This is a genomic window from Streptomyces saintjeani, assembly GCF_055409605.1.
Map to the genome: position 1 here is coordinate 1225814 of NZ_CP189624.1, position 22322 is coordinate 1248135.

Annotated in this window: 20 protein-coding genes; 9 read left to right on the top strand and 11 right to left on the bottom strand. The window is 72.0% G+C overall.

Annotated elements, in window-relative coordinates; all coding sequences use genetic code 11:
• Positions 1-6: 6 nt before the first annotated feature.
• A complete protein-coding gene (locus tag ACQCO7_RS05465; protein WP_464070741.1) occupies positions 7-891 on the top strand; it encodes a LysR family transcriptional regulator in 885 nt (294 codons plus the stop codon).
• Here the strand turns inward: ACQCO7_RS05465 and ACQCO7_RS05470 are convergent.
• Entirely contained in the window at positions 867-1745 is an 879-nt protein-coding gene (locus ACQCO7_RS05470; protein WP_464070742.1) for an NAD(P)H-binding protein, read from the bottom strand. The two genes, ACQCO7_RS05465 and ACQCO7_RS05470, sit on opposite strands and share 25 nt — an antisense overlap.
• A 121-nt stretch (positions 1746-1866) precedes the next feature.
• Between ACQCO7_RS05470 and ACQCO7_RS05475 the strand changes: the two genes are divergently transcribed.
• Positions 1867-2730, top strand: a complete 864-nt coding sequence (locus ACQCO7_RS05475; protein WP_464070743.1) for a LysR family transcriptional regulator — start codon at positions 1867-1869, stop codon at positions 2728-2730.
• A 3-nt stretch (positions 2731-2733) separates the two neighbouring features.
• On the opposite strand, the gene ACQCO7_RS05480 is transcribed toward ACQCO7_RS05475, so the two are convergent.
• From ACQCO7_RS05480 to ACQCO7_RS05495, 4 genes are all read right to left on the bottom strand, one after another.
• Positions 2734-4869 (bottom strand): putative bifunctional diguanylate cyclase/phosphodiesterase, encoded by a 2136-nt coding sequence (locus ACQCO7_RS05480; protein ID WP_464070744.1) that lies wholly within the window; start codon positions 4867-4869, stop codon positions 2734-2736.
• The gene (locus ACQCO7_RS05485; protein WP_464070745.1) at positions 4866-5678 is read right to left on the bottom strand and encodes an SAM-dependent methyltransferase; all 813 of its coding nucleotides are present in this window, start codon (positions 5676-5678) and stop codon (positions 4866-4868) included. The genes ACQCO7_RS05480 and ACQCO7_RS05485 overlap by 4 nt, the downstream gene beginning before the upstream one ends.
• A gap of 220 nt (positions 5679-5898) precedes the next feature.
• On the bottom strand, positions 5899-6915 hold the full coding sequence (locus ACQCO7_RS05490; RefSeq protein ID WP_464070746.1) for an SCO0930 family lipoprotein: 1017 nt from the start codon (positions 6913-6915) through the stop codon (positions 5899-5901).
• Positions 6916-7124: 209 nt separating this feature from the next.
• Positions 7125-7820 (bottom strand): hypothetical protein, encoded by a 696-nt coding sequence (locus ACQCO7_RS05495; RefSeq protein WP_464070747.1) that lies wholly within the window; start codon positions 7818-7820, stop codon positions 7125-7127.
• A gap of 125 nt (positions 7821-7945) precedes the next feature.
• Between ACQCO7_RS05495 and ACQCO7_RS05500 the strand changes: the two genes are divergently transcribed.
• Positions 7946-8710, top strand: a complete 765-nt coding sequence (locus tag ACQCO7_RS05500) for a bestrophin-like domain (RefSeq protein WP_464070748.1) — start codon at positions 7946-7948, stop codon at positions 8708-8710.
• A 177-nt stretch (positions 8711-8887) separates the two neighbouring features.
• Entirely contained in the window at positions 8888-9421 is a 534-nt protein-coding gene (locus ACQCO7_RS05505; RefSeq protein ID WP_464070749.1) for a hypothetical protein, read from the top strand.
• 77 nt (positions 9422-9498) lie between these two features.
• Here the strand turns inward: ACQCO7_RS05505 and ACQCO7_RS05510 are convergent, their stop codons facing one another.
• Positions 9499-9996, bottom strand: a complete 498-nt coding sequence (locus ACQCO7_RS05510) for a hypothetical protein (RefSeq protein WP_464070750.1) — start codon at positions 9994-9996, stop codon at positions 9499-9501.
• A 332-nt stretch (positions 9997-10328) separates the two neighbouring features.
• Here ACQCO7_RS05510 and ACQCO7_RS05515 point away from each other — a divergent pair, with 332 nt between their 5' ends.
• Positions 10329-11015, top strand: a complete 687-nt coding sequence (locus ACQCO7_RS05515) for a class F sortase (RefSeq protein WP_464070751.1) — start codon at positions 10329-10331, stop codon at positions 11013-11015.
• Positions 11016-11045: 30 nt separating this feature from the next.
• Here the strand turns inward: ACQCO7_RS05515 and ACQCO7_RS05520 are convergent, their stop codons facing one another.
• Both ACQCO7_RS05520 and lysX read right to left on the bottom strand, forming a co-directional pair.
• Positions 11046-11876, bottom strand: a complete 831-nt coding sequence (locus ACQCO7_RS05520) for a polysaccharide deacetylase family protein (RefSeq protein ID WP_464070752.1) — start codon at positions 11874-11876, stop codon at positions 11046-11048.
• Between the two features lie 81 nt (positions 11877-11957).
• Positions 11958-15209 carry a bifunctional lysylphosphatidylglycerol synthetase/lysine--tRNA ligase LysX gene (lysX, locus tag ACQCO7_RS05525; protein WP_464070753.1) on the bottom strand — a complete coding sequence of 1084 codons (3252 nt, stop codon included), beginning with the start codon at positions 15207-15209 and terminating at the stop codon, positions 11958-11960.
• A gap of 76 nt (positions 15210-15285) precedes the next feature.
• Here lysX and ACQCO7_RS05530 point away from each other — a divergent pair, with 76 nt between their 5' ends.
• Positions 15286-15759 carry a universal stress protein gene (locus ACQCO7_RS05530; RefSeq protein WP_464070754.1) on the top strand — a complete coding sequence of 158 codons (474 nt, stop codon included), beginning with the start codon at positions 15286-15288 and terminating at the stop codon, positions 15757-15759.
• 16 nt (positions 15760-15775) lie between these two features.
• Here ACQCO7_RS05530 and ACQCO7_RS05535 read toward each other — a convergent pair whose 3' ends face one another.
• Positions 15776-16927 carry a CapA family protein gene (locus ACQCO7_RS05535; protein ID WP_464070755.1) on the bottom strand — a complete coding sequence of 384 codons (1152 nt, stop codon included), beginning with the start codon at positions 16925-16927 and terminating at the stop codon, positions 15776-15778.
• Positions 16928-17206: 279 nt separating this feature from the next.
• Between ACQCO7_RS05535 and ACQCO7_RS05540 the strand changes: the two genes are divergently transcribed.
• The 3 genes from ACQCO7_RS05540 (at position 17207) to ACQCO7_RS05550 (ending at position 19253) form a co-directional block, all read left to right on the top strand.
• Positions 17207-17749, top strand: coding sequence for a sigma-70 family RNA polymerase sigma factor (locus ACQCO7_RS05540; protein WP_464070756.1), 543 nt, complete (start codon positions 17207-17209; stop codon positions 17747-17749).
• A 134-nt stretch (positions 17750-17883) separates the two neighbouring features.
• Positions 17884-18405 carry a hypothetical protein gene (locus ACQCO7_RS05545; protein ID WP_464070757.1) on the top strand — a complete coding sequence of 174 codons (522 nt, stop codon included), beginning with the start codon at positions 17884-17886 and terminating at the stop codon, positions 18403-18405.
• Between the two features lie 173 nt (positions 18406-18578).
• Positions 18579-19253 (top strand): zf-HC2 domain-containing protein, encoded by a 675-nt coding sequence (locus tag ACQCO7_RS05550; RefSeq protein ID WP_464070758.1) that lies wholly within the window; start codon positions 18579-18581, stop codon positions 19251-19253.
• Positions 19254-19260: 7 nt separating this feature from the next.
• Here the strand turns inward: ACQCO7_RS05550 and ACQCO7_RS05555 are convergent, their stop codons facing one another.
• Both ACQCO7_RS05555 and ACQCO7_RS05560 read right to left on the bottom strand, forming a co-directional pair.
• Positions 19261-20124 carry an Fpg/Nei family DNA glycosylase gene (locus tag ACQCO7_RS05555; RefSeq protein ID WP_464070759.1) on the bottom strand — a complete coding sequence of 288 codons (864 nt, stop codon included), beginning with the start codon at positions 20122-20124 and terminating at the stop codon, positions 19261-19263.
• Between the two features lie 61 nt (positions 20125-20185).
• The gene (locus ACQCO7_RS05560; RefSeq protein ID WP_464070760.1) at positions 20186-22246 is read right to left on the bottom strand and encodes a SpoIIE family protein phosphatase; all 2061 of its coding nucleotides are present in this window, start codon (positions 22244-22246) and stop codon (positions 20186-20188) included.
• Positions 22247-22322: the final 76 nt, after the last annotated feature.

A 22322-nucleotide genomic window follows, 5' to 3' on the forward strand; every position in this document is an offset into this window, starting at 1 on the left:
GTGACCATGCAGTTCCAGCAGCTTCAGTACTTCGTCGCCGTCGCGGAGACCCGCCACTTCACCCGGGCCGCCGAGGTCGTGCACGTCGCACAGCCTTCGCTGTCGCAACAGATCAAGGCACTGGAGCGGGAGCTGGGGGCGGATCTCTTCCTGCGGGCCCGGGGGAACATCACGCTCACGGACGCCGGTGAGGCGCTCCTCCCGCTGGCCCGCCGCATCCTCGCGGACGCGGAGACCGCGCGGTACGAGGTGCGGGAGCTGGTCCAGTTGAGGGGCGGGCGGGTACGGCTGGGGGCGACGCCGAGCCTGTGCACGGGGTTGCTGCCCGACGTGCTGCGGGCGTTCCACGACCGGTATCCCGGCGTGCAGCTGCTCATCGAGGAGGGTGGTTCGCACGATCTCATCCGCGAACTCGCCCGGGGTGCGCTGGACCTCGCGCTGGTCGTCCTGCCCCTTCCCGCGCCGGCTCCCGCGCTCACAACCGTCGAGCTGCTGCGGGAGGACCTCGTCGTCGTGTCGTCCCTCGACGCGCCCCGCCCCGGCGGCGGGCGGCGCACCGTCCGGGTCGCCGACCTCGCCGGGGAGCGGCTCGTGATGTTCCGGCACGGGTACGACCTGCGGGAACTCACCGTCGCCGCGTGCCGGTCCGCCGGGTTCGAGCCGGGGTTCGCCGTCGAGGGCGGGGAGATGGACGCGGTCCTCGGATTCGTGCGGGCCGGGCTCGGCGTCGCCGTCGTACCGCGCATGGTCGCCGCGCGGTCCGGGCACGGGCTGCGGGTGACGCCGCTGGCCCGGCCGGGGTTGCATCGGACGATCGCGCTCGCCCATCGGAGTGACGTGGCTCCGCCGAGGGCCGCGCGGGAGCTTCAGCGGATGCTGCTGGAGAGGTGAGCCCCGGACCACTCGCGGAGGCTGGTGGGGGCGGTCGCCGGGGTGCTCGGCGCGGAACTGCCGTAGAAACCCTGTTCGTTCTGGGCCCGGGTCATTTCCGTCATGCCCTGGATCCAGCCCTCGGGTACGCCGCCTCGACGCATGGCCTCGGACTGCTGGGCCGACGTCGTCTGGTCGAAGGTGACTTCACGGCCGAGCACCTCCCCCAGGACGGCCGCCATCTCGTCCGGGGTCAGGGCGTCGGGGCCCACGACCGGGACGTCCTCCTGTCCCGACCACGCCTCGTCGAGCAGGAGGCGTGCGGACGTCGCGGCGACGTCGGCCACCGCGCAGGTCCGCAGGACCCGGTCCCTCTCCAGGGCCAGCCGCAGGACGCCGGTGTCACGGATCGCGTCCGCCTGACGCAGGAGGTTCTCCATCAGGAACGGGGGGCATACGGCGCGGTGCGCCACGCCGGTCGCGCGGATCGCGTCGTCCAGGTCGAGGGTGGCGGAGATGAGACCGGCGTCGCGGGCGATGCCCCGGCCCAGGGTGGAGACGGTGACGGCCCGGCGTACGCGGTGGGCGGTGAGCGCCGAGGTCAGGGGGGTGGTGAAGGCGGCGAAGTGCGCGCGGTACGTGTCGGCGGACGGGGTCGGGGGGACCAGCCAGAACACCTGGTCGGCTCCCGTGAACGCCTTGTCGAGGACGTCCGGGTCGGCGTGCGAGCCGGGGACGACGTCCACGGCGCCACGGACGGCCGGGGGGAGGCGGTCGGGGTCGCGGGCGATGACGCGGAGGTCGGCGCCGGCTTCCACCAGGGCGGCGAGCAGGAGGTGGCCGATCTGGCCGGTCGGGGTGGTGAGGACGATCATGGAAGGCTCCCGGGGAAGGTCTCTGCTGGGACGCCCCGAGCCTCTCCCGGCCGCCCCGGCAACTGAAGTTCCGCTCAGGACAGGGTTGTTACCCTCGGAGCAACACCACGAGGGGGGCCGCATGGATTCCCGTGCCCTGCGCTACTTCGTCGCCGTAGCCGAGGAACTCAACTTCACCCGCGCCGCAGCCCGGCTGGGCATCTCCGCACCCCCGTTGTCCCGGGCCATCGCGAAACTGGAACGCGACGTGGGCGTCCCCCTCTTCGAACGCACCACCCACCACGTCACCCTCACCCCGGCGGGCACGGTCCTCCTGCCCGAGGCCCGCTTCACCCTGGACGCGCTCGAAGCGGCGATACAGCGCACCCGCCGCGCCGGCGACCTGGCCCCGAACCTGGTCCTCGCGGTCAAGGCGGACGGCGACGCGGGCCTCCTGGAACCCCTCCTGACCAGGTACGCCACCGCTCCGGCGGCCCTCCCGGTCACGGTCCGCCTCTGTGCCTGGCACGAACAGCCCCGCCTCCTGCGCCGGGGCGAGGCGGACGTGGCCCTGATCCACGAACCGTACGACCCCACGGGCCTGGACACGGAGACCCTCCTCAGGGAGCCCCGCGTGGCCGCACTCGCCGCGACCCACCCCCTGGCGGCACACGACCACCTGACTCTCGCGGACCTGAACCTGAACGCCGGCGACCTGAACCGCTTCCTGGACCGGGTCCGGGCCCCCGGCCGCGACCTGGCCCAGCTCCTCGCCCTGATCGCCCTCGGCGACCTGTTCACCCTGTTCCCGGCGTCGGTGGCGACCCGCTATCCCCGTCCCGGGGTGGTGTACCGCCCGGTCACCGACGCACCGCCGTCGGCACTGGCGGTGGCCTGGCCCCAGCGGTCCCGGTCCACGGCGGTGGCGGCGCTGGTGCGGGTGGCGGAGGAGGTCGCGGCGTCGGTGGCCGCACAGGAATCCCGTACGACCACCCCTATCGGCTGAGGCTCACCTCGTCGCGTCCGCCAGCACCAGGTCGTTGAGCCTCTCCGGCGGCCCCGGCCTCGCGTAGTACCAGCCCTGGGCCGTGTCGCAGCCCAGGAGGCGGAGTTGTTCCGCCTGGGCGCCCGTCTCCACGCCTTCGACCGTCACCGCGAGGTCCAGGCTGTGGGCCATCGTGACGATGCCCTCGACGAGCTTCAAGTCGACCGGGTCCGCCGGGAACTGCTGCATCCCCTGCGTGAACGAGCGGTCCAGTTTGAGGACGTTGACCGGGAGGCGGCGGAGGTTGGCGAGGTTGGAGTAGCCCGTGCCGAAGTCGTCCAGGGCGATGTCCACGCCCATTTCCGCCAGTTGACGCAACGGCTTCAACAGGTCGTCGTCCGCGCCGATCAGCGCCGACTCCGTCACCTCCAGGCAGAGGGCCTCGGGGCCGACGCCCTCGCGTTCCAGGATGTCCACCGTGTCCTGGACCAGGCCCGGGTGGCTGAGCTGGACCGGGGAGAGGTTGACGTTGATGCGGAGGGACCAGGTCTCGGAGCAGCGGTCCCGCCAGGCCCGTACCTGGCGTACCGACTGTTCGAGGACCCAGCGGCCCAACGGGACGATGAGGCCGGTGTGTTCGGCGAGGGGGATGAAGCGGTCGGGGCCCAGGACGCCGTGCTGGGGGTGGTGCCAGCGGACGAGGGCCTCGGCGCCGCGTACGCTGCCGTCCTCCAGGCGGACGATCGGCTGGTACTCCATGAAGAACTCGTCGCGCTCCAGGGCGGCGGGGAGCGCGGTCGTGAGGCTGTGCCGGGTGATGGCGCGGGCGTCGGCCTCGGCGTCGGCGAGTTCGAAGCGGTTGCCGCCCGCCGACTTGGCCCGGTACATCGTGATGTCGGCGCTGCGCAGCACTTCGGCGGCGCTGCGCTCCCCCGCCTGCCCCTCGACGATGCCGATGGAGCCGCGCACGGTGAGTTCACGCCCGTCGATGCGGACGGGTGCGACGAGCGCGTTCATGATGCGGGAGGCGAGTTCGTCGACCTCGTGGGGCGCGTCGGGCCCGGTGGTGAGCGCCACGAACTCGTCGCCGCCGAGCCGCGCGACCATCTCGCCGGGCGCGGTCGCGCAGGACTGGAGGCGGTCGGCGATCTCGACGAGGAGCCGGTCGCCGGCGGCGTGTCCGAGGCTGTCGTTGATGGTCTTGAAGCCGTCGAGGTCGAGGTAGCACAGCCCGTAGCGGCGCCCGTCCCCGGCGGCGACGATCTTCTCCAGCCGCTCGAAGAACAGCGTCCGGTTGGGCAGCCCGGTGAGCGCGTCGTGGGTGGCCTCGTAGCGCAGCCGCAGGTTGAGCAGGCGGCGCTCGGTGGTGTCCTCCATCAGGGCGAGCTGGTAGCGGGGCGCGCCGTCGGCGTCGCGCAGCAGGGAGACGGTCAGGTTGGTCCACAGGACCGTTCCGTCGGGCCGGTAGAACGCCTTCTCGGTGTGGTAGTGCTCCCGGTCGCCGCGCACCAGCTCCTCGTGCAGCTTCCACACCTGGGGCGCGTCCTCGGCGTGCGTCCACTCCTTGACGTTACGGCTGCGTACGGCCTGTTCGGAGCCGCCGAACATGCGGGTGAGGGCGTCGTTGACCTCCAGGACGTGGCCGTCGAGGTCGGCGATCCAGATGCCTATCGCGGCGCCCTCGAAGACCGCCCGGAAGCGGGCCTCGCTCGCGTGCAGGGCCTGCGCGACGACGCCCTGGGCCTGGAGCGCGGCCTGGGCGATGGCCTCCTGCTCGGCGAGGGTGCGCTCGCGCAGGGCGTGCGCGTACCCGGCGGCGATGGCGTGCTGGAGGCGGGAGGAGCGGTTGCGGAGCTTCTCCGGGGGCGAGTCGTCGCCGCAGTAGAGCACCAGGTAGGCGTCCACGCACTCCAGGGCCTGCGCGAGCGCCTCGGGGTCGGTGCAGTGCGCGGCGACCAGGGCCGCGCCGACCGCCTTGGGTTCGGCGGCGTCGAAGGAGCGGGCGAGGAGCGCCGTACGCAGGCGTCGCGCGAGCGGGAGGAGGAGTTCCTCGAACTCGGTGCGGGCGAGGGGGGTGGAGGTGGCCGGGTAGACGGCTCTGCTCCAGATCGTCGCGAACCGGCGCAGTCGGTCCTCCGGTCCGTCCTGCACGGCCGTCACGCCGTGGTCCCCACGCCGGCGAAACCGCAGAACGCATAGGGATCCTCGTCCTCCGGGGCCGTCTCCGGCCGCCACAGCGGCATCGGCACCAGTCCAGGTTCCACCATGTCGTACCCCTCGAAGAACCGCGCGATCTCGCTTTGTGAGCGCATGATCAGCGGGTTGCGGATGTCCTTGTACACGTCGACCGCACCCCCGGCCCGTTCCGGCGGGAGCGGGATTCCCTCGAACGAGGCATGGGTGAGGACGAGCAGGCTGCCGGGCGCGAGCGCGTCGCGCAGCCGGGCCACCGCCCCGTACGGGTCGTCCTCGTCGTCCACGAAGTGCAGTATCGCAATCAGCAGGACGGCCACCGGCCGCCCGAGGTCCAGCAGCTGCCGTACCTGAGGGCTGCTCAGGATGGTGTCCGGGTCGCGGAGATCGGCGGCGACGGCGTCGGCGCGGGGGTCGCGCGCGAGCGCGGTCCGGGTGTGCTCGACGGCCACGGCGTCGTGGTCGACGTGCACGACACGGGCCTCGGGAACCGCTCTGCGGGCCACGTCGTGGACGTTGCCGGAGGTCGGCAGGCCCGAGCCGATGTCGAGGAACTGGGTGATCCCCTCGGCCGCCGCGTGGTGCACCGCGCGGCGCATGAACGCCCGTGTGGCCTGCATGATCTTCGGCAGTCCCGGCACGAACTCCATCGCCCTGCGGGCCGCCTCCCGGTCCGCCTCGAAGTTGTGCGAACCGCCCAGGAAGTAGTCGTTGATGCGCGCCACGCTGGGCATCGAGATGTCGATGCTCCTCGGGGCCCAGGCGGGACGCTGCATCAGTACTCCAAGGCTTCCGGTGTTCCGGTGTTCGAGCTGAGGCTACTGATCGTCCGCCAAAAGAACGAGCGGAAACGGAAATTGACCGTCCGTTCCCGGTCAGGACGTGTGGGTTTCCGGTAGGTTCTGTCGACTCCCGGAGCGCCTGCCGGGTGCGTGAAACAGCAACAGGCCCGCCCCCTCCGTACGGCGTGGAGGGGGCGGACCGGGGACGGCTCGGCTACTGGTTGGGAGCGCCGACCAGCTTGCCGTCGGGGCGCACCGCGAACCAGGTGCCGCCGACGCCCTGGCCGTTGATGTCACCGGGCTTCTTGTCGTTGATGAAGGTGTAGATGGGCGAGCAGTTGAGGGTCTGCTGCTCCTCGTTGTTGTCGGGGCGCGTGAACTTCATGTACCCCTTCTCGGGGATGTTCTTCGTGTCCTCGAAGTCGACCGGCGCGACGACCGGCCACTTCTCCAGGCACGCGCCCTTGCAGTTCGAGACGGGCTTGGGCCACGCCTTGTCCTTGAGGAAGCGGTAGACCGTCATGCCGTTCTTGTCGACGACGATCTCGCCGAGGTTCGGGTCGTTGCGGGTCGACAGGCCCGCCTCGTCGGAGACCTGGGCGGTACCGCCGCCACCGCCGCCGCCCGCCTTGGCCTTCTTGCCGTCGGGCGCCAGCGCGAACCACTTGTTGCCGACGTTCTGGCCCTTGGTGTCGCCCGGGTTGGCGTCCTTCTGGTAGTAGTACGCCGGCCAGCCGTCGATCGTGAGCTGCTTCTTGCCGTCCGCGCGGGTGACCTCACCGAGCAGCGACTTGTCGATGCCGTCGCCGGCCGAGACGTCGTCCGGGGCGACCGGGGGCCACGCCGTCGCACAGGCGTCGTTGCAGTTCGACTTCGGGGGCTCGGCGGTGTCCGAGTCGAAGCGGTAGAGGGTACGGCCGGTGCTGTCGGTGACGATCTTGCCGAGGTCGGCGTTGGTGGCGACCTCCAGCTGACCGGCGCCGTTCGTCTGCGTGCCGGTGTCCGAGCCACCGGTGCCCGAGCTGGGGCTGGCGCCCGCGCCCACTCCGGTGCCGACACCGCCGTAGCCGCCGCTGCCGACGCTTCCGAGGCCACCGGTGCCCGCCGGCGCCGTGGCGCCCACGTTCTGGCTGCCCGTCGAGCCACCGCTTTCCTGACCGCACGCCGTCGTCAGCGCCAGCACGGCCACAGCGCTCGCCACGAGAGAGGCGCTCCGCCAGGAGGTGTTCATTGTCAACTCCCCGATCTTCACAAGCGTGTTGCAGCGCCCTGCTGCGCCGCCGCTCGGGATTGGTTACGCATGGGGGCGGTCGTTGTGTTCAACGCCGTCCAAAAAATCTTTTGGCCGGCTGTGTTTGGGGTGGCGGGAAGGGCGGTTGGGGGCGGCGGCCAGTTCTACGGATCTGTGTACGTACGTCCAGACATCCGGTCGACCTCGCGTTAAACCCTTCGGGTACCAAGTTCGCCCGTTCGGGGCAATCTGTGCCGATCAGGGGCGTACGCCGGGGCGCGAGGGCTGATGATCTGCGTCGTGCATGGACCCGAACCGACCCGAACCGCCCTCACCGTACGGGTGTTGGGCGTGATGACCGCTGCGTGGATTCTGGTGGGCGCGCCGGCCGGGGTCGCGTCCGCCGACGCCTGCGCGTACGCGTCCGTGGGGCCGGGCGGCCTGGAGGTCGTGGCCGTGGCGGGGCACTCGCCGTGGCCCGGCTGGCCCACACCGCCGCCCTGCCGTCCGAAGCCCCCGCCTCCGCCGCCCTGCCCGGAGCCGACGCCGACCCCGACGCCCACCCCCACTCCGACGCCGACCCCCACACCCACCCCGAAACCGACGCCGACCCCCGAGCCGACGCCCACGCCCAGACCCACGCCGAAGCCGACGCCGAAACCTTCCCCCGAGCCACCGCCGAAACCGGCCCCCGCGCCCCGGCCCGCCCCACCCCGGGCAGCCCCGATCCCGAGGCCCGCACCACCGCCACCCCCCACGCCGACGCCGACGCCCACCCCGTCCCCGTCCCCGACCCCGACGCCCGCCCCCGGCCCCACGGCCAGCGCGGCCCCCGTGACGTACCCGGCGTACCGCCAGGCGACGACCCGCAAGCGCCCCGCCCACGGCACCACGTCCCCGGTCACGTACGTCCTCCTGATCACGGCCCCCGCGGTGATCGCCGTCGCCGCGCTGCGCCCGCGCTGACGGTCGTTTCACGCCGCGCGCATCACCCCGCCCGCCCCACCTGCCCGCCACCAAGGAGGCACCCTTGCCCGAATGGCTTGTTCTCACCCTCTCGATGCTCGCCGCCGTCGCGGTGGTCATCGTCGTCGCGCTCCTGCGCCAGCGCACCGCCCCGGAGGACGAGGACCCCTCGGAGACGCCGGACGTCATCGAGTACATGACGATGTGGATCGGCGTGGTGTACGCCATCGTGCTGGGCCTGGCCATCGCGGGCGTGTGGGAGGCGAGGAGCGCCGCCCAGGACCACGTCCAGTCGGAGGCGCAGGCGCTGCACGAGATCTCGGAGCGGGTCCGCGTGTATCCGCCGGACGTCCGGGACAAGATCCGCGCGGACGTGAACGCGTACGTCAAACACATCGTCGACGTCGAGTGGAAGACGATGAAGGACGACGGCGAGATCGGCGGCAAGGGCGACGAACTCCTCGGCAAGCTGCGCGCGGACGTGACGGACTACCAGCCGACGACGGACTTCCAGGCGCAGCAGTACCAGCCGCTGCTGGACCAGATCGCGGCGGCCGACCAGTCGCGCACGGCCCGCGCCGACTCGATCGACCCGACGATGCCGGGCGTGGTGTGGGGCGGCCTGCTGGGCGGCGGGGTCGTCACGATCGGCATGGTCTTCGCGCTCCAGATCCGCCGCACCCCGAGGGAGCTGGTCCTGGCGGGCCTGTTCTCCGCGCTGATCGCCTTCCTGCTGTTCCTGATCTGGGACTTCGACGCGCCCTACAGCCGGGGCATCACGGCGTCGGCAGAACCCTTCCTGCACTTCTTCCCGGACGCGAGGGGCTGACGATGTCTCACCCGACACGCCGCCGGGGTCCCCTGACCGGCCCACACGGATGCCCCATTCGCACGACACCGATCGCGCGTACGCACACCTGTTCCTAGCGTTTCGGTCATCGAGGTGCATTTCAGGCGCGAGCGGAACAGGTCCGCGAGCTGCTCCTCGGGGACCGGAGGATTGACCATGCGCGCGATACGCGTCGCCTCGGCCGCACTGCTGGGCGCGGGTGCCCTGGCCTTCACCGCACCGACAGCGGCGGCGGCGGCGGGTGACAACAACGCGTTCGGCTTCGGCGTGATGCCGTCGACGATCGCGGCGGGCGGCCAGGTCACGCTCTCGGTGGACCGGGGCAACGGCAACTGCGGCGGGACGGTGATCGTGTCGTCCGGCGTCTTCGACACCGTCCGCATCCCACCGGACCGCTCGCAGTCCACGGCGACCGTCGACTGGGACGCCCGTCCCGGCGCCGCCTACCGGGTGACGTTCACCTGCAACGGCGGCGACAGCGGCACCGCCCAGCTCACGATCGCGGGCGGCCGGACGCCCACGCCGGTGCCGTACCCGTACCCCCCGAACCGGGGTGTGCACGCCGGTGAGGGCGGCACGGTCGGCGGCTTCGACCTGAAGGAGCTGGGGCTCGGCACCCTGCTCATCGTCGGGTCGGTCGGCGCGGCGTACCACTTCTCCCGCCGCCGCACGGGCGAGGACGGCGGCTGAGGACTCTCCAGGCGCCACGCTTTCGGCCCGGTCCCTCCTGCGAGGGCCGGGCCGAAAGCGTTTCTCCGAAGGGGGCTTCAGATACGGCGCTCCGCGCGCCGCCGCATCCAGAACACCCCGCCGCCGACGACCGCCGCCGCGACGAGCCCGCCGCCGATCGCCATGTCGGTCGGCGTGGCCCCGGTGGTGGAGCTGCCCCCGAGCCCGCCCCGGACCCCGCCGAGGACGGTGAAGACGCCGGGGAAGGTGCGGGTGCGGCCCTCGCAGGTGGTCGTGACGGTGTACGCCCCCGCGCTGGCGAAGGAGTTGACGCGGACGGTGGCGCCGGCCGTGTTGCCGCCCATCGACGTCAGGGTGGTGGTGGGGAAGGCGCTGGAGCTGACGGTGCTGCCCGGCGTGGTGCAGGCGTTGTTCCCGCCGCCGTTGACGGTGAGCACGAGCTGCCCCCCGCGGGCGATCACGCTGGGCGCCGAGACGACCGACGTGGGGTCGGTCCAGGCCGATGCCGTCGGGGCGGCGAGGCCCAGGACGGCGCACGCGGCGGCCGAAGCCGCCAGGGCACGAGTGGTACGCATGGTTCCTCCGCGGAAGGCGCCCCGGGGCACGTCCCCGGTCTGTCGGCGAGAGAACGCCTCCCGGACCGACCCTCAGATGCCGTGCGGGCGCCCGCATTTCGGGAATGGTCCGTCCTGGTGAGCCGACACGCCGTCCGGCCTCCGCACAATCGCCCATAGCCGCAGGTCACGGACCGTCAGAAATTTCCTGCGGCCGTCGACTCGGATGGCGCACTGCCCGTCCGGCGGCCACCCGTTCGCCGCGCTCTTGTCGCCGGTCGGCGGGGACCGTCCTAGCGTTTCCGGCAGGCGCTAAGGGACGCGGCGACGGCTGTGTCGGAAGGGGCTGGCGAATGTCGGGTTACGAGCTGTCCGAGGCCGAGGAAGCCGAGGAAGCGGAGCGGCCGAAGAAGCGCGCGCCGTGGGGCGTGATAGCGCTGGTCCTGCTGACCGGCCTCGCGCTCATCCGCAACGGTTCGGGCGAGTTCGACGCCGGTCCGCCGCAGCCGGCCGCCGCTGCCGCCGCGGACGGCCGCACGGGCGGGCTGACCGGGAGCGTCTTCGACAAGACGCCGGGTCCGCTCGCGTACTCGGTGCCGGAGCGGGTCGGCATCCCGGCGATCCGGGTCAGCGCGCCGGTGATGCCGGTCGGCCTCGACGCGGCGGGGTGGGTCGACGCGCCGCCCCCGGAGGACCCGAACCTCGCGGGGTGGTTCACCGGCGGGGTCTCGCCCGGCGAGAAGGGCACGGCCGTCGTCGTCGGCCACGTCGACAACAAGCTCGGTCCCGCCGTCTTCTACGGGCTCGGCGCCCTCAAGAAGGGCAACAAGGTCGAGGTGTCCCGCAAGGACGGCAGGACCGCGGTGTTCGAGATCTACGGCATCGAGGTCTTCGAGAAGAAGAACTTCCCCGGCGACCGGGTGTACGCGTCCAAGGGCGCCCCCGAACTCCGGGTCATCACCTGCGGCGGCGGCTTCTCCAAGGCCCACGGCTACGCCGGGAACGTCGTCGTCTTCGCCCGCCTGACCGAGGTCCGCTGAGCGGCCCCGGCCGGGCGGGCGCCCGTTTCCTCAGGCGGGGCGCCTGCGGGGGACGGTGAGGTGGTAGCCGGAGTCCAGCAGGCGGGGCAGGTACCGCCTGAGGGCCCGCACACTCTGCGTCCGGTCACCCCCGGCGTCGTGCGACAGCACCACCACGCCCGGCGCCGCGCCCCCCGCGACCCGGCTGACGATGGTCCCCGTCCCCGGTGTCGTCCAGTCCAGCGTGTCCACGGTCCACGCGAGGGGCTCCATCCCCAGCTCGGCGCCGATCTGGAACGCGGCCCGGTTCCATGCCCCGTACGGTGCCCGGAACCAGCGCGGCTTCTCCCCGTACGCGTCCTCGATCACCTCGGACGTCCGCTCCATCTCGGACCGGATCCGGCTCCTCCTGAGCTTCGTCAGCAGCGGATGCGACCAGGTGTGGTTCCCGACGACATGCCCCTCGTCGGCCATCCGCGCCAGCAACTCCTGGTTGTCGACGGCCATTTCCCCGCACACGAAGAACATCGCGTGCACGCCGTACTCGCCGAGGGTGTCGAGGATGGCGGGCGTGTACCGGGGATCGGGCCCGTCGTCGAAGGTGAGCACCATGGTGTTCCCGCGCCCGGAGACTTCGAGGATGGGCTTGCGCCGCACGGAGAGATGCGCGCCCGAGGCGGGCGGCCCGAACCCGGTGCTGGGCTGAAGGCGGTAGGCGGACGGCTTGAGGGGAACGCGCCGGGCGGGAGGCCCGGCGGCGGGAACGGGGGCCGGCTCCTCTCCCCCGCTCAGCCCCAGGGTTACGGCTCCGGCACCTCCGAGAGCGGCGACGCCCGCACCCCACACCATCCGACGTCGTGTGAACACCTGATCTTTCTTCATGGCTCATAAGTCACCCGCACGACAACAAGCCCACCCCCGCGACACCGGTATGGAGCCGCTTTTCCACTCAGCCAGCCGATGTCATCTTCTGCGGACCAACGGAAACGGCAGAGTCTCCCGAATCGTCAGACCGGTGACGAACATGACCAGCCGGTCCACCCCGATTCCCAATCCCCCGGTGGGGGGCATCGCATAAGCCAGTGCCTCCAGGAACTCCTCGTCCAGTTCCATCGCCTCAGGATCACCCCCGGCCGCTTTCAAGGACTGTTCCGTCAGCCGTCTCCGCTGTTCCACCGGGTCCGTCAATTCGGAATACGCCGTGCCCAGTTCCGTCCCGAACGCGACGAGGTCCCAGCGCTCGGCGAGCCGGGGATCGGCACGGTGCTGCCGGGTCAGCGGGGAGACGTCCGTGGGGAAGTCCTTGTAGAACGTCGGCAGCAGCGTCCGCTCCTCGACGAGCCGCTCGTACATCTCCAGCACGACGTCCCCACGCCCGTCCCCGTCCCCGTACGGCACCCCGGCCCGATCGCACAGCCGCCTCAGCACGGACAGCTCCGTATCCGCCCCGACCTCTTCTCCGAGCGCCTCGGAAATGGCCCCGTACACGGTCTTGACGGGCCACTCCCCGGAAATGTCGAACTCCTCGTCCCCTTTACGGACGACGGGAGTACCGAACGCGGCTCGGGCAGCGCCCTGGATCAGCTCGCGGGTCAGGTCGAGCATGACGTCGTAGTCGGCGTATGCCTGATACGCCTCCAGCATCGTGAACTCGGGATTGTGTTTCGGCGATACGCCTTCATTGCGGAAGGTCCGCCCCATCTCGAACACCTTCTCCAGACCGCCCACGCAGAGCCGTTTGAGATACAGCTCGGGGGCGATCCGGAGATACAGGTCGAGGTCGTACGCGTTGATGTGTGTCGTGAACGGACGGGCGTTCGCGCCGCCATGGATCTGCTGGAGCATGGGCGTCTCGACTTCGAGGTACCCCCGTTCGAGGAGCCCGCCCCGCAGCGCCTGGACGACGGCGGCACGCGCGCGGATCGTGTCGCGGGCGGCGGGGCTGGTGACGAGGTCGAGGGCGCGGAGCCGGACCTTGGCCTCGGGGTCGGTGAGGCCGCGCCGCTTGTCGGGGAGGGGGCGCAGGCACTTGCCGGTGAGCTGCCAGTCGTGGACGAAGACGGTCGGCTCGCCCTTGTCGCTGCGCCCGGCGGAGCCCGTGCAGCTCACGAGGTCGCCGAGGTCGACGTCGGCGCGGAAACGTCCCGCGTCGGTCAGGGCCAGCTGGTGGTCGCCGGACCAGTCCCGCAGGGTGACGAAGACGATCCCGCCGAAGTCGCGGACGCGCAGGACACGCCCGGCGACGGTGACCTCGTCCCCGTCACGGACGTCCGCGAGGGCGTGGGTGGGCGCGGGGACACCCACCGGGTAGGGGTCCGTGCCGTCGTCGTACAGCCGCTGGAGCCGTTCCTGGCGGACGCGGACCTGGTCGGAGGGGCCTTGGGCGCGTGCTTCGGCGGGTTCCGTCAGCTCTTCCAGGGGCGGCAGGTCGCCGGTGGAGGAGGCGGGGCGTACCGCGTGCTTGAGGCGGTGGCGGCGCAGGGACGGTACGACGACGAAGCCCTCGGCGATCCCGGAGGCGAGGCCGACGCGGGCGAGGGCGCCGGTGTCGCCGTAGCAGAGGAACCGGGGGTACCACAGGGGCCGGTACTTGGCGTTGGAGCGGTAGAGGGCCTCCAGCTGCCACCACTTGGAGAAGAACAGGAGCAGCCGGCGCCACAGCCGCAGGACCGGTCCGGCGCCGATGCGGGCGCCTTCCTCGAAGACCGAGCGGAAGACGGCGAAGTTGAGGGAGATGCGGCGGATGCCCAGCTTGGGTGCGGCGGCGCAGACTTCGGCGACCATGAACTCCATGACGCCGTTGGGGGCGGTGCGGTCGCGGCGCATGAGGTCGAGGGAGATGCCGTCGGGGCCCCAGGGGACGAAGGAGAGCAGCGCGAGGAGGCGGCCGTCGTCGGCGACGGTCTCGACGAGGAGGCAGTCGCCGTCGGCGGGGTCGCCGAGGCGGTCGAGGGCCATGGAGAAGCCGCGTTCGGTCTCGGTGTCGCGCCAGGCGTCGGCGCGGTCGACGACCTCCTCCATCTCCTCGGGGGTGAGGGCGGAGTGGCGGCGTACCCGGCAGGTCGCGCCGGTGCGGCGGACGCGGTTGACGGCTTGGCGGGTGACGCGCATGTCGCGTCCGCCGAGGTCGAAGGAGGGGATGTCGAGGATCGCCTCGTCGCCGAGCTGGAGTGCGCTGAGGCCGGCGCGGGCGAAGGCTTTGGCGCCGTCCTCGGAGGCGCCCATGACGGCGGGGGTCCAGCCGTGGCGGCGGGCGGTGTCCTGCCAGGCGGCGATGGCGTGCGGCCATGCCTCGCGGTCGCCGACGGGGTCGCCGCTGGCGAGGCAGACGGCGGCCTCGACGCGGTACGTGACGGCCGCCTTGCCGCTGGGCGAGAAGACGACGGCCTTGTCGCGGCGGGTGGCGAAGTAGCCGAGGGAGTCGTGGGCGCCGTACCGCTTGAGGAGGGCGCGGATGCGGGCCTCCTCGTCGCCGTGCAGGGCGGCTTCCATGCGCTGGCTGCGGAAGAGGGTGGCGGCGGCGTTCAGGAGCGCGAGGGCGCCGAAGAGGCCGAGGAGGAAGAACAGGACGCGCGGCGGCCGTCCGTCGAAGCTGCGGGCGGAGACCAGGCCGCCGAGGACCCGGTCGGCGGCCCACACGAACCGCTCGCCGCGCGGGAGCGAGCCGGGGAACAGCTCGACGAGCCCCCAGCCCGCGAGGATCGCGAGCCCGAGTCCGACCAGCAGGACGAGGACGGCCCTGCGGACGGCGCCGTGCCGGGAGTCGGCGTAGAACTCGCGGCGGGCGAAGAGCAGGACGACGAGGGCGATCCCGCAGATGACCAGCGAGGGCAGCGACTCGGTGTAGTCGCCGAACACGACGCCCAGGCTGTCCCCGAGGACCAGCAGCCCGAGGTAGACGACGACCAGCCACCAGGCGACCTTCTTGCGCGCGGCCGTCGCCCCGGCCAGCAGGAACAGGAAGACGGCGTAGGCGAGGTTCGCGCTGACCGGGATGATCAGCAGGTCGAGGAAGTCGACGGCCGGGCGCAGCAGGCGGCGCAGCGGCGGCACGAAGGCGAGGACGACACACAGCATCCCGATGGCCCCGAAGAACCCGCCGAACGCCTCGGGGACCCGGCTGAGGAAGCGGGGACGCCCGGCTCCTCTCTCCGGTTTCTCCGGCTGCTTGTCCGGCCGCTCGGCGGCGGTGGTCGCGGTTCCGGCTGCGCTCATGGCTTCGACTGTAGGAAGGAGGCGGGCGCGGCGCCCGTCGAGAAGGGGGAAGCGGGGATTCCGATAGCCTCGGCGCGTGACGGAACAGCATGGGCACAAGCCCTCGCAGGGGTTCGAGCGGGGGACCGACGGTCCCAAGGTCATCGTGGTCGGGGTGGACGGCTCCGACTCGTCCATGCGGGCCGCCGCGTACGCCGGGGGGCTCGCGCGGCGGCAGCGGGCGCTGCTGGCGATCGTGTACATCCAGCCGGTGATGGCGGCGGGGGCCGCGATGGGGGTGCCGGTCGCGGAGACCACGGATCAGATCGCCGAGGATCTCGTCGCGCAGATCCGCAGCGAGACCGAACGGCTCAAGGGGATATTCGACGTCCGCTGGGAGTTCCACACGTTCCGCGGGGACCCCTACACCGGGCTCGTCACCGCCGCCGACGACCTGAAGGCGGACGCGGTGGTCGTCGGCGCGTCGGAGCAGGCGGGGCACCGGATCGTGGGGTCGGTGGCGGTGCGGCTGGTGAAGGCGGGGCGATGGCCGGTGACGGTCGTGCCGTAGCCGTTCGTGAGGCGGGTCAGTCCGCCATGACCAGCCCGTCCTTCGCCGCGCCCCGGCTGAGGACGACGTCGCGGACGCGGTCGCGGACACCGCGTACGTCGGCTCCCTGTGCGAGGGCCTGGTTCAGGTCGAGGACGCGTCCCGCGTCGATGTCGAACATCTGCGGGACGAACTCGGCCCTGCTGACGTTCCACCGGGTGCCGGGCCGCTGGGGCGGGGTGAAGGTGAAGCGGGCGATGGTGGACTGGTTGCCGCGCGGGTCCTGCTGTCCCTGGTGGTTGAACATCTCCCCGGCGATCTGGTCGCCCATGCCGTAGACGACCCACGTCCCGTTGACCTTCTCGTACGCCTGCGGGATGTGGGCGTGCGTCCCGAGGATCAGGTCGATGTCGGGGCGGCCGGCGGTGCCCGACGCGGTGAGGGTGCGGGCCAGCGTGAGCTGCTGTTCGTCGGGGGCGTCCTGCCACTCCGTGCCCCAGTGCAGGGAGACGACCACGACGTCGGCGCCGGCCTGGCGTGCGGCGCGGGCGTCGGCGAGGATCTTCGCCTCGTCGATGACGTTGACGGCCCAGGGCTGCTCCGGCGGGAGGGGGTAGCCGTTGGTGCCGTAGGTGTAGGCGAGGTGGGCGACGGTGGCGCGGCCGGCGCGCAGGAGGGTCGGGGTGGTGGCCTCCTGCGGGGTGCGGGCGGTGCCCGCGTGGCGTACGCCCGCGCCGTCGAGGGCGTCGAGCGTGCGCCGTACGCCTGCCGAGCCGTCGTCGAGGCTGTGGTTGGAGGCGGTGGAGCAGCCGTCGTACCCGGTCGTCGCGAGGGCCTCGGCGACCTCCGGCGGGGATTTGAACGCGGGGTAGCCGGTGTAGTCGCCGTTCGCGCCGTACACGGTCTCCATGTGGCACAGGGCGAGGTCGGCGCGGGAGACGAGGGGGCGGACGCCGTCGAGCATGGGGCGGAAGTCGTAGCCCCGGCCGCCGGCGTCGAAGCGGGCGCGTTCGATGATGGAGGTGTGGGGGAGGACGTCGCCGGTGGCGACGAGGGTGAAGCCCGTGGGGGCCGTCGGTGCGGGTCTGCCGGGGGTGGGCGGTTTCTCCTCGCGTGCCTCCTGGACCTGGCAGGCGGCCACCGCGAGGAGGACCGTCGCGGCGAGGGCCATCGGTCGTCTGCGTACCATCACCGCAACCACTCCGTTCCGATCCGATTGTCGTACTTATGGCGCACGTCCACACTCCTAGCGCACACCCCGGCCCGCCCGGTGGAGCCGCTCCGGAGGATGCGCGCGATCGGCGTAGCGGAGCCGGTTCGAACCCGTGTCCCGCCTCCGAACCGGAACTCTCCGCACCGCCGTTCACCGACCGTTCGTCGAACCGTTCGTCGACGCGATCGACCGTCCGTCGCAGATGTTTGTACGCGCCCTGTCGCTGAGTGACGACGCCGGTGTGCCATAACGGCCATGACCGCCACACTCACGCAGCCGAAGACGACCGCTGAGCATGAACTCGCCGCGCTCCAGCGGGAACACGGGCGGCCCCTCTTCGCGCTGCTGCTGCGGCTGAGCGACGGCGACCGGCAGCGCGCGGAGGACCTCGTCCAGGAGACGCTGGTGCGGGCGTGGCAGCACCCCGAGGCGCTGCGCGCGGACGACTTCGACTCGGTGCGGCCCTGGCTGATGACGGTCGGGCGGCGGCTCGCGATCGACGCGCGGCGGGCCCGGCAGGCGCGGCCGGCGGAGGTCGGGGACGCGATACTCGAACACGCGCCCGTCTGCGCGGACCACGCGGAGCGCGCGGCGGCGGCGCTGGACGTCCGCGAGGCTGTGAAGACTCTCACTCCCGAACACCGTGAAGTCCTGGTGCTGGTGTACTTCCAGGGGGCGAGTGTGGCGGAGGCCGCCGGAATACTCGGAATCCCGCCCGGTACGGTGAAGTCCCGCGCGTTCTACGCGCTGCGCGCCCTGCGCCGGGTCCTTCCGGGTTATGCGGCCGACCTGCGCTGAAACCGACCGCAGAGTCAAACCTCCGTAAAGCGCCTTGCCTGAGACCCCGGTTGAGTAATCGGCTGTTCCCATCCGTGTTCCGGACTGGGGGCCCGGCGACGGGCGACGGCACACCGGAGGGAAGGCTGCGAGGGATGCTGGACAGAGATCATCACGGCACGGACGGGTCCGACGACGGTGAACTGACCGTCCCCATGGCCTGGTTGTACGCCGAGTACATCGCCGACGAACTGCTGCGCACCGGCGATCTGATGCCGCCGACGTCGTTCGAGTTCCGCGCCGGGCGCGACGCGCTGGCGCTCACCATCTTCCTGTCGGACACCGACGGGGAACTCCCCGGCATCCGGGTCGTGACGCAGTTGGAGACGTGGCTCTCACTGACCGCGTACGACCAGCCGTGGCAGGACTGGGTGGGTGAGCGGATGTCCGGGCTCGCCGCGCGCGTCGAGCGGTCGGGGCTGGACTCGCCGGACCTGCGGCTCGCCGAGGACGCGTGGCGGTGGCTGGAGGAGACGGAACTCCTAGCGCCGGACCTCAACGCGGTGCCGGGCGGCGGTGCGACGGCCGGGATCGGGGAGGACGAGGGGCCCAAGGTGTGGACCCCGGCGTGGCAACTCGGGCTGCCGCTGGGACACTTGGCGATCCACCTGTTCTAGCCACGGCCGGGCCCTCGCGAAAAAACTTTCCGATCCGACCAATCCGCCCGCGCGACGGCTCCGAACATCTGGGTCACGATTCTGTACACGGCTTGAGTGATTCCGGAGCCGGGTGCGTACCGGTGGGAGCAAGGAGTAACCCCAACCGCACCCAACGGCACGAGGATTCGGCGATGAGGTCCCTGGAACAGCATGTGGACGTCGGCGCGTACGCGCTCGGCGTCCTGGACGAAGCGGAAGCCTTCCGCTTCGAGGACCACCTCATGGAGTGTCCTCGGTGCGCGGCTCAGGTCACGGAATTCGGCCCGGCGACACGGCAGTTGATGCTGTACCGGCGCGCGACCCCGCGCTCGGTGCACCCCTTCGCCGGTCCCGGGCCCCGGCTCCTGGACAAGCTCCTCGACCAGGTCGTCGCCCGACGCCGGGCGATGCGCCGCCGGTTCCTGTACGGGCTGGCCGCGTCCGTCGTCGTCGCGCTGACCGGGCCCGCGCTGATGATGGCGGTCGGCGGCAGGGGCAGTCAGGAGGCCGTGGCGAGCAGTGAGGTGCGGATCGCCGCGACCGACCAGAAGTCCGGGGTATGGGCGCAGGTGACGGCCGCCGACAAGACGTGGGGCGCGGACATCGAGCTCCAGGTGAAGGACGGGTCGGGGCCGCGCCACTGCCGGCTCGTCATCGTCGGGCGGGACGGCAGCGAGGAGACGGCGACGGGGTGGATGGTCCCCGATCACGACGCGCGGCCCAACACGATGCACGGGGGTACGGCGATGCACACGCAGGACGTCGCGTTCTACGACGTGCGCAGCGACGACAACACGACGCTGCTGCGGATTCCGGCCGGGAAGTGAGCCGCGGCTACTTGAGGAGCCGGGACATCCTGCGGTCCGCGAGGGGCTTGCCGCCCGTCTGGCAGGTCGGGCAGTACTGGAGCGAGGAGTCGCTGAAGGAGACCTCGCGGATCGTGTCCCCGCACACCGGGCACGGCTCGCCGGTCCGGCCGTGCACGCGCAGGCCACTCTTCTTCTCCGCCTTGAGCCGCCCGGCGGCCACGCCGTGGGAGCGCTCCACGGCGTCGGTCAGGGTGGTGCGCAGCGCCTCGTACAGCACGCGCGTCTCCTCCGGCGTGAGCGAGGCCGCCCGTTTGAACGGGGACATGCGGGCCACGTGCAGGATCTCGTCGCTGTAGGCGTTGCCGACGCCGGCGATGAGGCTCTGGTCGCGCAACGCGCCCTTGAGCTGCCGCCGCTCCCCCGCGAGCAGCGCCGCGAGACGCGCCTCGTCGAAGTCGTCCGCGAGCGGGTCGGGGCCGAGGCGTGCGACGCCGGGTACGTCCTGGGGGTCGCGTACGACGTACACCGCGAGTTTCTTCTGGGTGCCGGCCTCGGTGAGGTCGAACCCGGCGCCCGTCTCCAGGGCGACCCTGAGCGCGAGCGGGCCCTTTCCGGGGCGGGGCATGCCGTCGGGGAGCCGGTCCTTCCAGTGCAGCCAGCCGGCGCGGGCGAGGTGGGTGACGAGATGCGGGCCGCCCGCCGCCTCGACGTCCAGGAACTTCCCGTACCGCCGCACCGCGACGACCTCGCGGCCCTCGATGTCGGTCAGGGGTGGGTCGTACGTCTTCAGCACGCTGATCGCGACCGGCAGCACCCGGACGATCTCGTGACCGGCCAGGTGCTCGGTGAGGAAGTCCTTGAGGGCTTCGACCTCGGGCAGCTCGGGCATGGGTCCAGGGTGCCACCGGGGGGTGGGGGCGGCACGGCGAGGGCGTACGGGTGGCGTCTCCTCACCCCGGCTCCGGGAGCGCGAACTCGCACCACACGCACTTGCCGCCGCCCCGCGCCTCGACCCCCCACGCGTCCGCGAGCAGGTCGACCAGCAGCAGGCCCCTCCCCGTCACGCCCGCCTCCCCCGCTTCCCGGCGGCGCGGGAGCGCGCTGGACGTGTCCTCCACCTCGACCCGCAGCCGGCGCGACGGGTCGGCCGGCACCACCCGGAGGGTGACGACGGCCGCGCCCTCCGTGTGCATCAGGGCGTTGGTGATCAGTTCGTCGGCCGTGAGTTCCACGTCGTCGGCGCGGGTGCGGGCGCCCCAGGCGCGGACGGCGGCGCGGATCATGTGGCGGGCCTGCACGAGGGCGTCGGGGTCGCCGGGGGCGACGTGCTGCTGGAGGCGGCCTCCCGCGCGGGGCGTGTCGAGGCAGCGGCGGCGCAGGAGCAGCAGCGCGACGTCGTCGTCCCCTTCCCGGTCCTCGGCGATCTCGATGAGGCGGTCGGCGAGGGCGCGGACGTCGTCGGGGCCGTCGGCGACCAGGGCCGTCAGGATGCGCATGCCGTCGTCGAGGTCGATGCCGGGCTGTTCGACGAGGCCGTCCGTGCACAGGAGGAGCAGGTCGCCGGGGTCGAGTTCCAGCGTGCTGACGGGGTACGCGAGGCCCCCGAACTCCGCCGAGAGGCCGAGCGGCAGGCCGCCGGGGACGGTGAGGCGGCGGCACGTGCCGTCGGCGGCGCGCAGCAGGGGGTCGATGTGGCCCGCGCGGACGACCTGGACGACGCCGGTGACGAGGTCGGTCTCGGCGTACAGGCAGGTCGCGAAGCGGTCGGTGTCGAGGTCGTGGAGGAACAGCGAGGCGCGGGCCATGACGGTGGCCGGGGGGTGGCCCTCGGAGGCGTACGCCTTGAGGACGATGCGGAGCTGGCCCATCACCGCCGCCGCGTGCGTGTCGTGGCCCTGGACGTCGCCGATGACCGCGCCGACCTTGCCTCCGGGCAGCGGGATCAGGTCGTACCAGTCGCCGCCGATGTCGCGGCCGAGGGAGCCGCCGATGGTCGCGGCGCGGTAGCGGACGGCGATCTCGGCGCCGGGGACGCTGGGGATCGTGCGCGGCAGCATGGCCTGCTGGAGGCTCTGCGCGATGTCCTTCTCCTGCTCGTAGAACATGGCGCGCTGGAGGCTCTGCGCGATGCTGGAGCCGAGCGCGACGAGGATGTTGCGCTCCTCGGGGGTGAAGCCGTGCCGGTCGTTGTAGAGCAGGCCCATCGCGCCGATCGGGCGGGCCTGGACGATCAGCGGGAGGTAGGCGGCGGAGGTGATCCGCAGGTCGCGCAGGTGCGGCCACAGGACGGGGTAGCCGGTCGCGAACTCCTGCGGCGACTCGATGAAACGCGGGGTGAGGGTGCGGACGACCTCGCTCATCGGGTACGGCTCGTCGATGCGGGTGACGAGCGTGCCGGGCACGAAGCTGCCCTCGGGGCCCTCCGCGACCAGCCGGATGCGGCCCGCCTCGACGAGGCCCATGACGAGGCTGGTGGCGCCCAGGTGGGTGAGGCCCTGGGTGTCCTTGAGGACGTCGATGACGTCCTGCACGGTCCGCGCGTGCGCGAGGGCGGCCGTGGTGAGCTGGACGACGTTGGTCTGCTCCCGGCGCGCGTCGTCGCGCGCGGTCTCCTCCCAGCGGCGCGCGAGGTCGTCCAGCTCCTGGGCGGCGTCGCGGACGATGCCGACGATGCGGCGGGGGCGGCCCGTGTCGTCGCGGCTGATGTGGCCCTGCGTGTGGGTCCAGCACAGGGTGCCGTCGCGGCGCTGGAGCCGGAAGTAGCAGCCGTAGTTCTCGCTGCCGTCCTTGATCGCCTGTGCGACCAGCGCGTCCAGCCGCTCGCCCTCCGCCCTCGGCACCCGCACGCTCAGCGACTCCGGGTTTCCGTCGTACTCGTCGGGCCGCAGGTCGAAGATCTCGTGGGCCCGCGCGTCCATGCGGAACCGCCCGGAGTCCAGGTCCCACTCGAAGCTGCCCATACGGTTGAGCGCCAGGACCGGGTCCGGGCGCGCGGGCCAGTCGTCCGGCATGCGCCCACTGTGACAGGGTTTAGGGTCTTTCACGACTGGGAGAGCGACCAGAGTCGCACAAGCGGATACATCCACC

Bases quoted from the DNA above. Each gene is read 5' to 3' on its own strand.
- ACQCO7_RS05490 (WP_464070746.1), bottom strand. From the start codon at position 6,915: ATGAACACCTCCTGGCGGAGCGCCTCTCTCGTGGCGAGCGCTGTGGCC.
- ACQCO7_RS05520 (WP_464070752.1), bottom strand. From the start codon at position 11,876: ATGAAGAAAGATCAGGTGTTCACACGACGTCGGATGGTGTGGGGTGCG.
- ACQCO7_RS05555 (WP_464070759.1), bottom strand. From the start codon at position 20,124: ATGCCCGAGCTGCCCGAGGTCGAAGCCCTCAAGGACTTCCTCACCGAG.
- ACQCO7_RS05505 (WP_464070749.1), top strand. From the start codon at position 8,888: ATGCGCGCGATACGCGTCGCCTCGGCCGCACTGCTGGGCGCGGGTGCC.
- ACQCO7_RS05550 (WP_464070758.1), top strand. From the start codon at position 18,579: ATGAGGTCCCTGGAACAGCATGTGGACGTCGGCGCGTACGCGCTCGGC.
- ACQCO7_RS05475 (WP_464070743.1), top strand. From the start codon at position 1,867: ATGGATTCCCGTGCCCTGCGCTACTTCGTCGCCGTAGCCGAGGAACTC.
- ACQCO7_RS05485 (WP_464070745.1), bottom strand. From the start codon at position 5,678: ATGCAGCGTCCCGCCTGGGCCCCGAGGAGCATCGACATCTCGATGCCC.
- ACQCO7_RS05465 (WP_464070741.1), top strand. From the start codon at position 7: ATGCAGTTCCAGCAGCTTCAGTACTTCGTCGCCGTCGCGGAGACCCGC.
- ACQCO7_RS05545 (WP_464070757.1), top strand. From the start codon at position 17,884: ATGCTGGACAGAGATCATCACGGCACGGACGGGTCCGACGACGGTGAA.
- ACQCO7_RS05470 (WP_464070742.1), bottom strand. From the start codon at position 1,745: ATGATCGTCCTCACCACCCCGACCGGCCAGATCGGCCACCTCCTGCTC.
- ACQCO7_RS05510 (WP_464070750.1), bottom strand. From the start codon at position 9,996: ATGCGTACCACTCGTGCCCTGGCGGCTTCGGCCGCCGCGTGCGCCGTC.
- ACQCO7_RS05560 (WP_464070760.1), bottom strand. From the start codon at position 22,246: ATGCCGGACGACTGGCCCGCGCGCCCGGACCCGGTCCTGGCGCTCAAC.
- ACQCO7_RS05540 (WP_464070756.1), top strand. From the start codon at position 17,207: ATGACCGCCACACTCACGCAGCCGAAGACGACCGCTGAGCATGAACTC.
- lysX (WP_464070753.1), bottom strand. From the start codon at position 15,209: ATGAGCGCAGCCGGAACCGCGACCACCGCCGCCGAGCGGCCGGACAAG.
- ACQCO7_RS05535 (WP_464070755.1), bottom strand. From the start codon at position 16,927: ATGGTACGCAGACGACCGATGGCCCTCGCCGCGACGGTCCTCCTCGCG.
- ACQCO7_RS05515 (WP_464070751.1), top strand. From the start codon at position 10,329: ATGTCGGGTTACGAGCTGTCCGAGGCCGAGGAAGCCGAGGAAGCGGAG.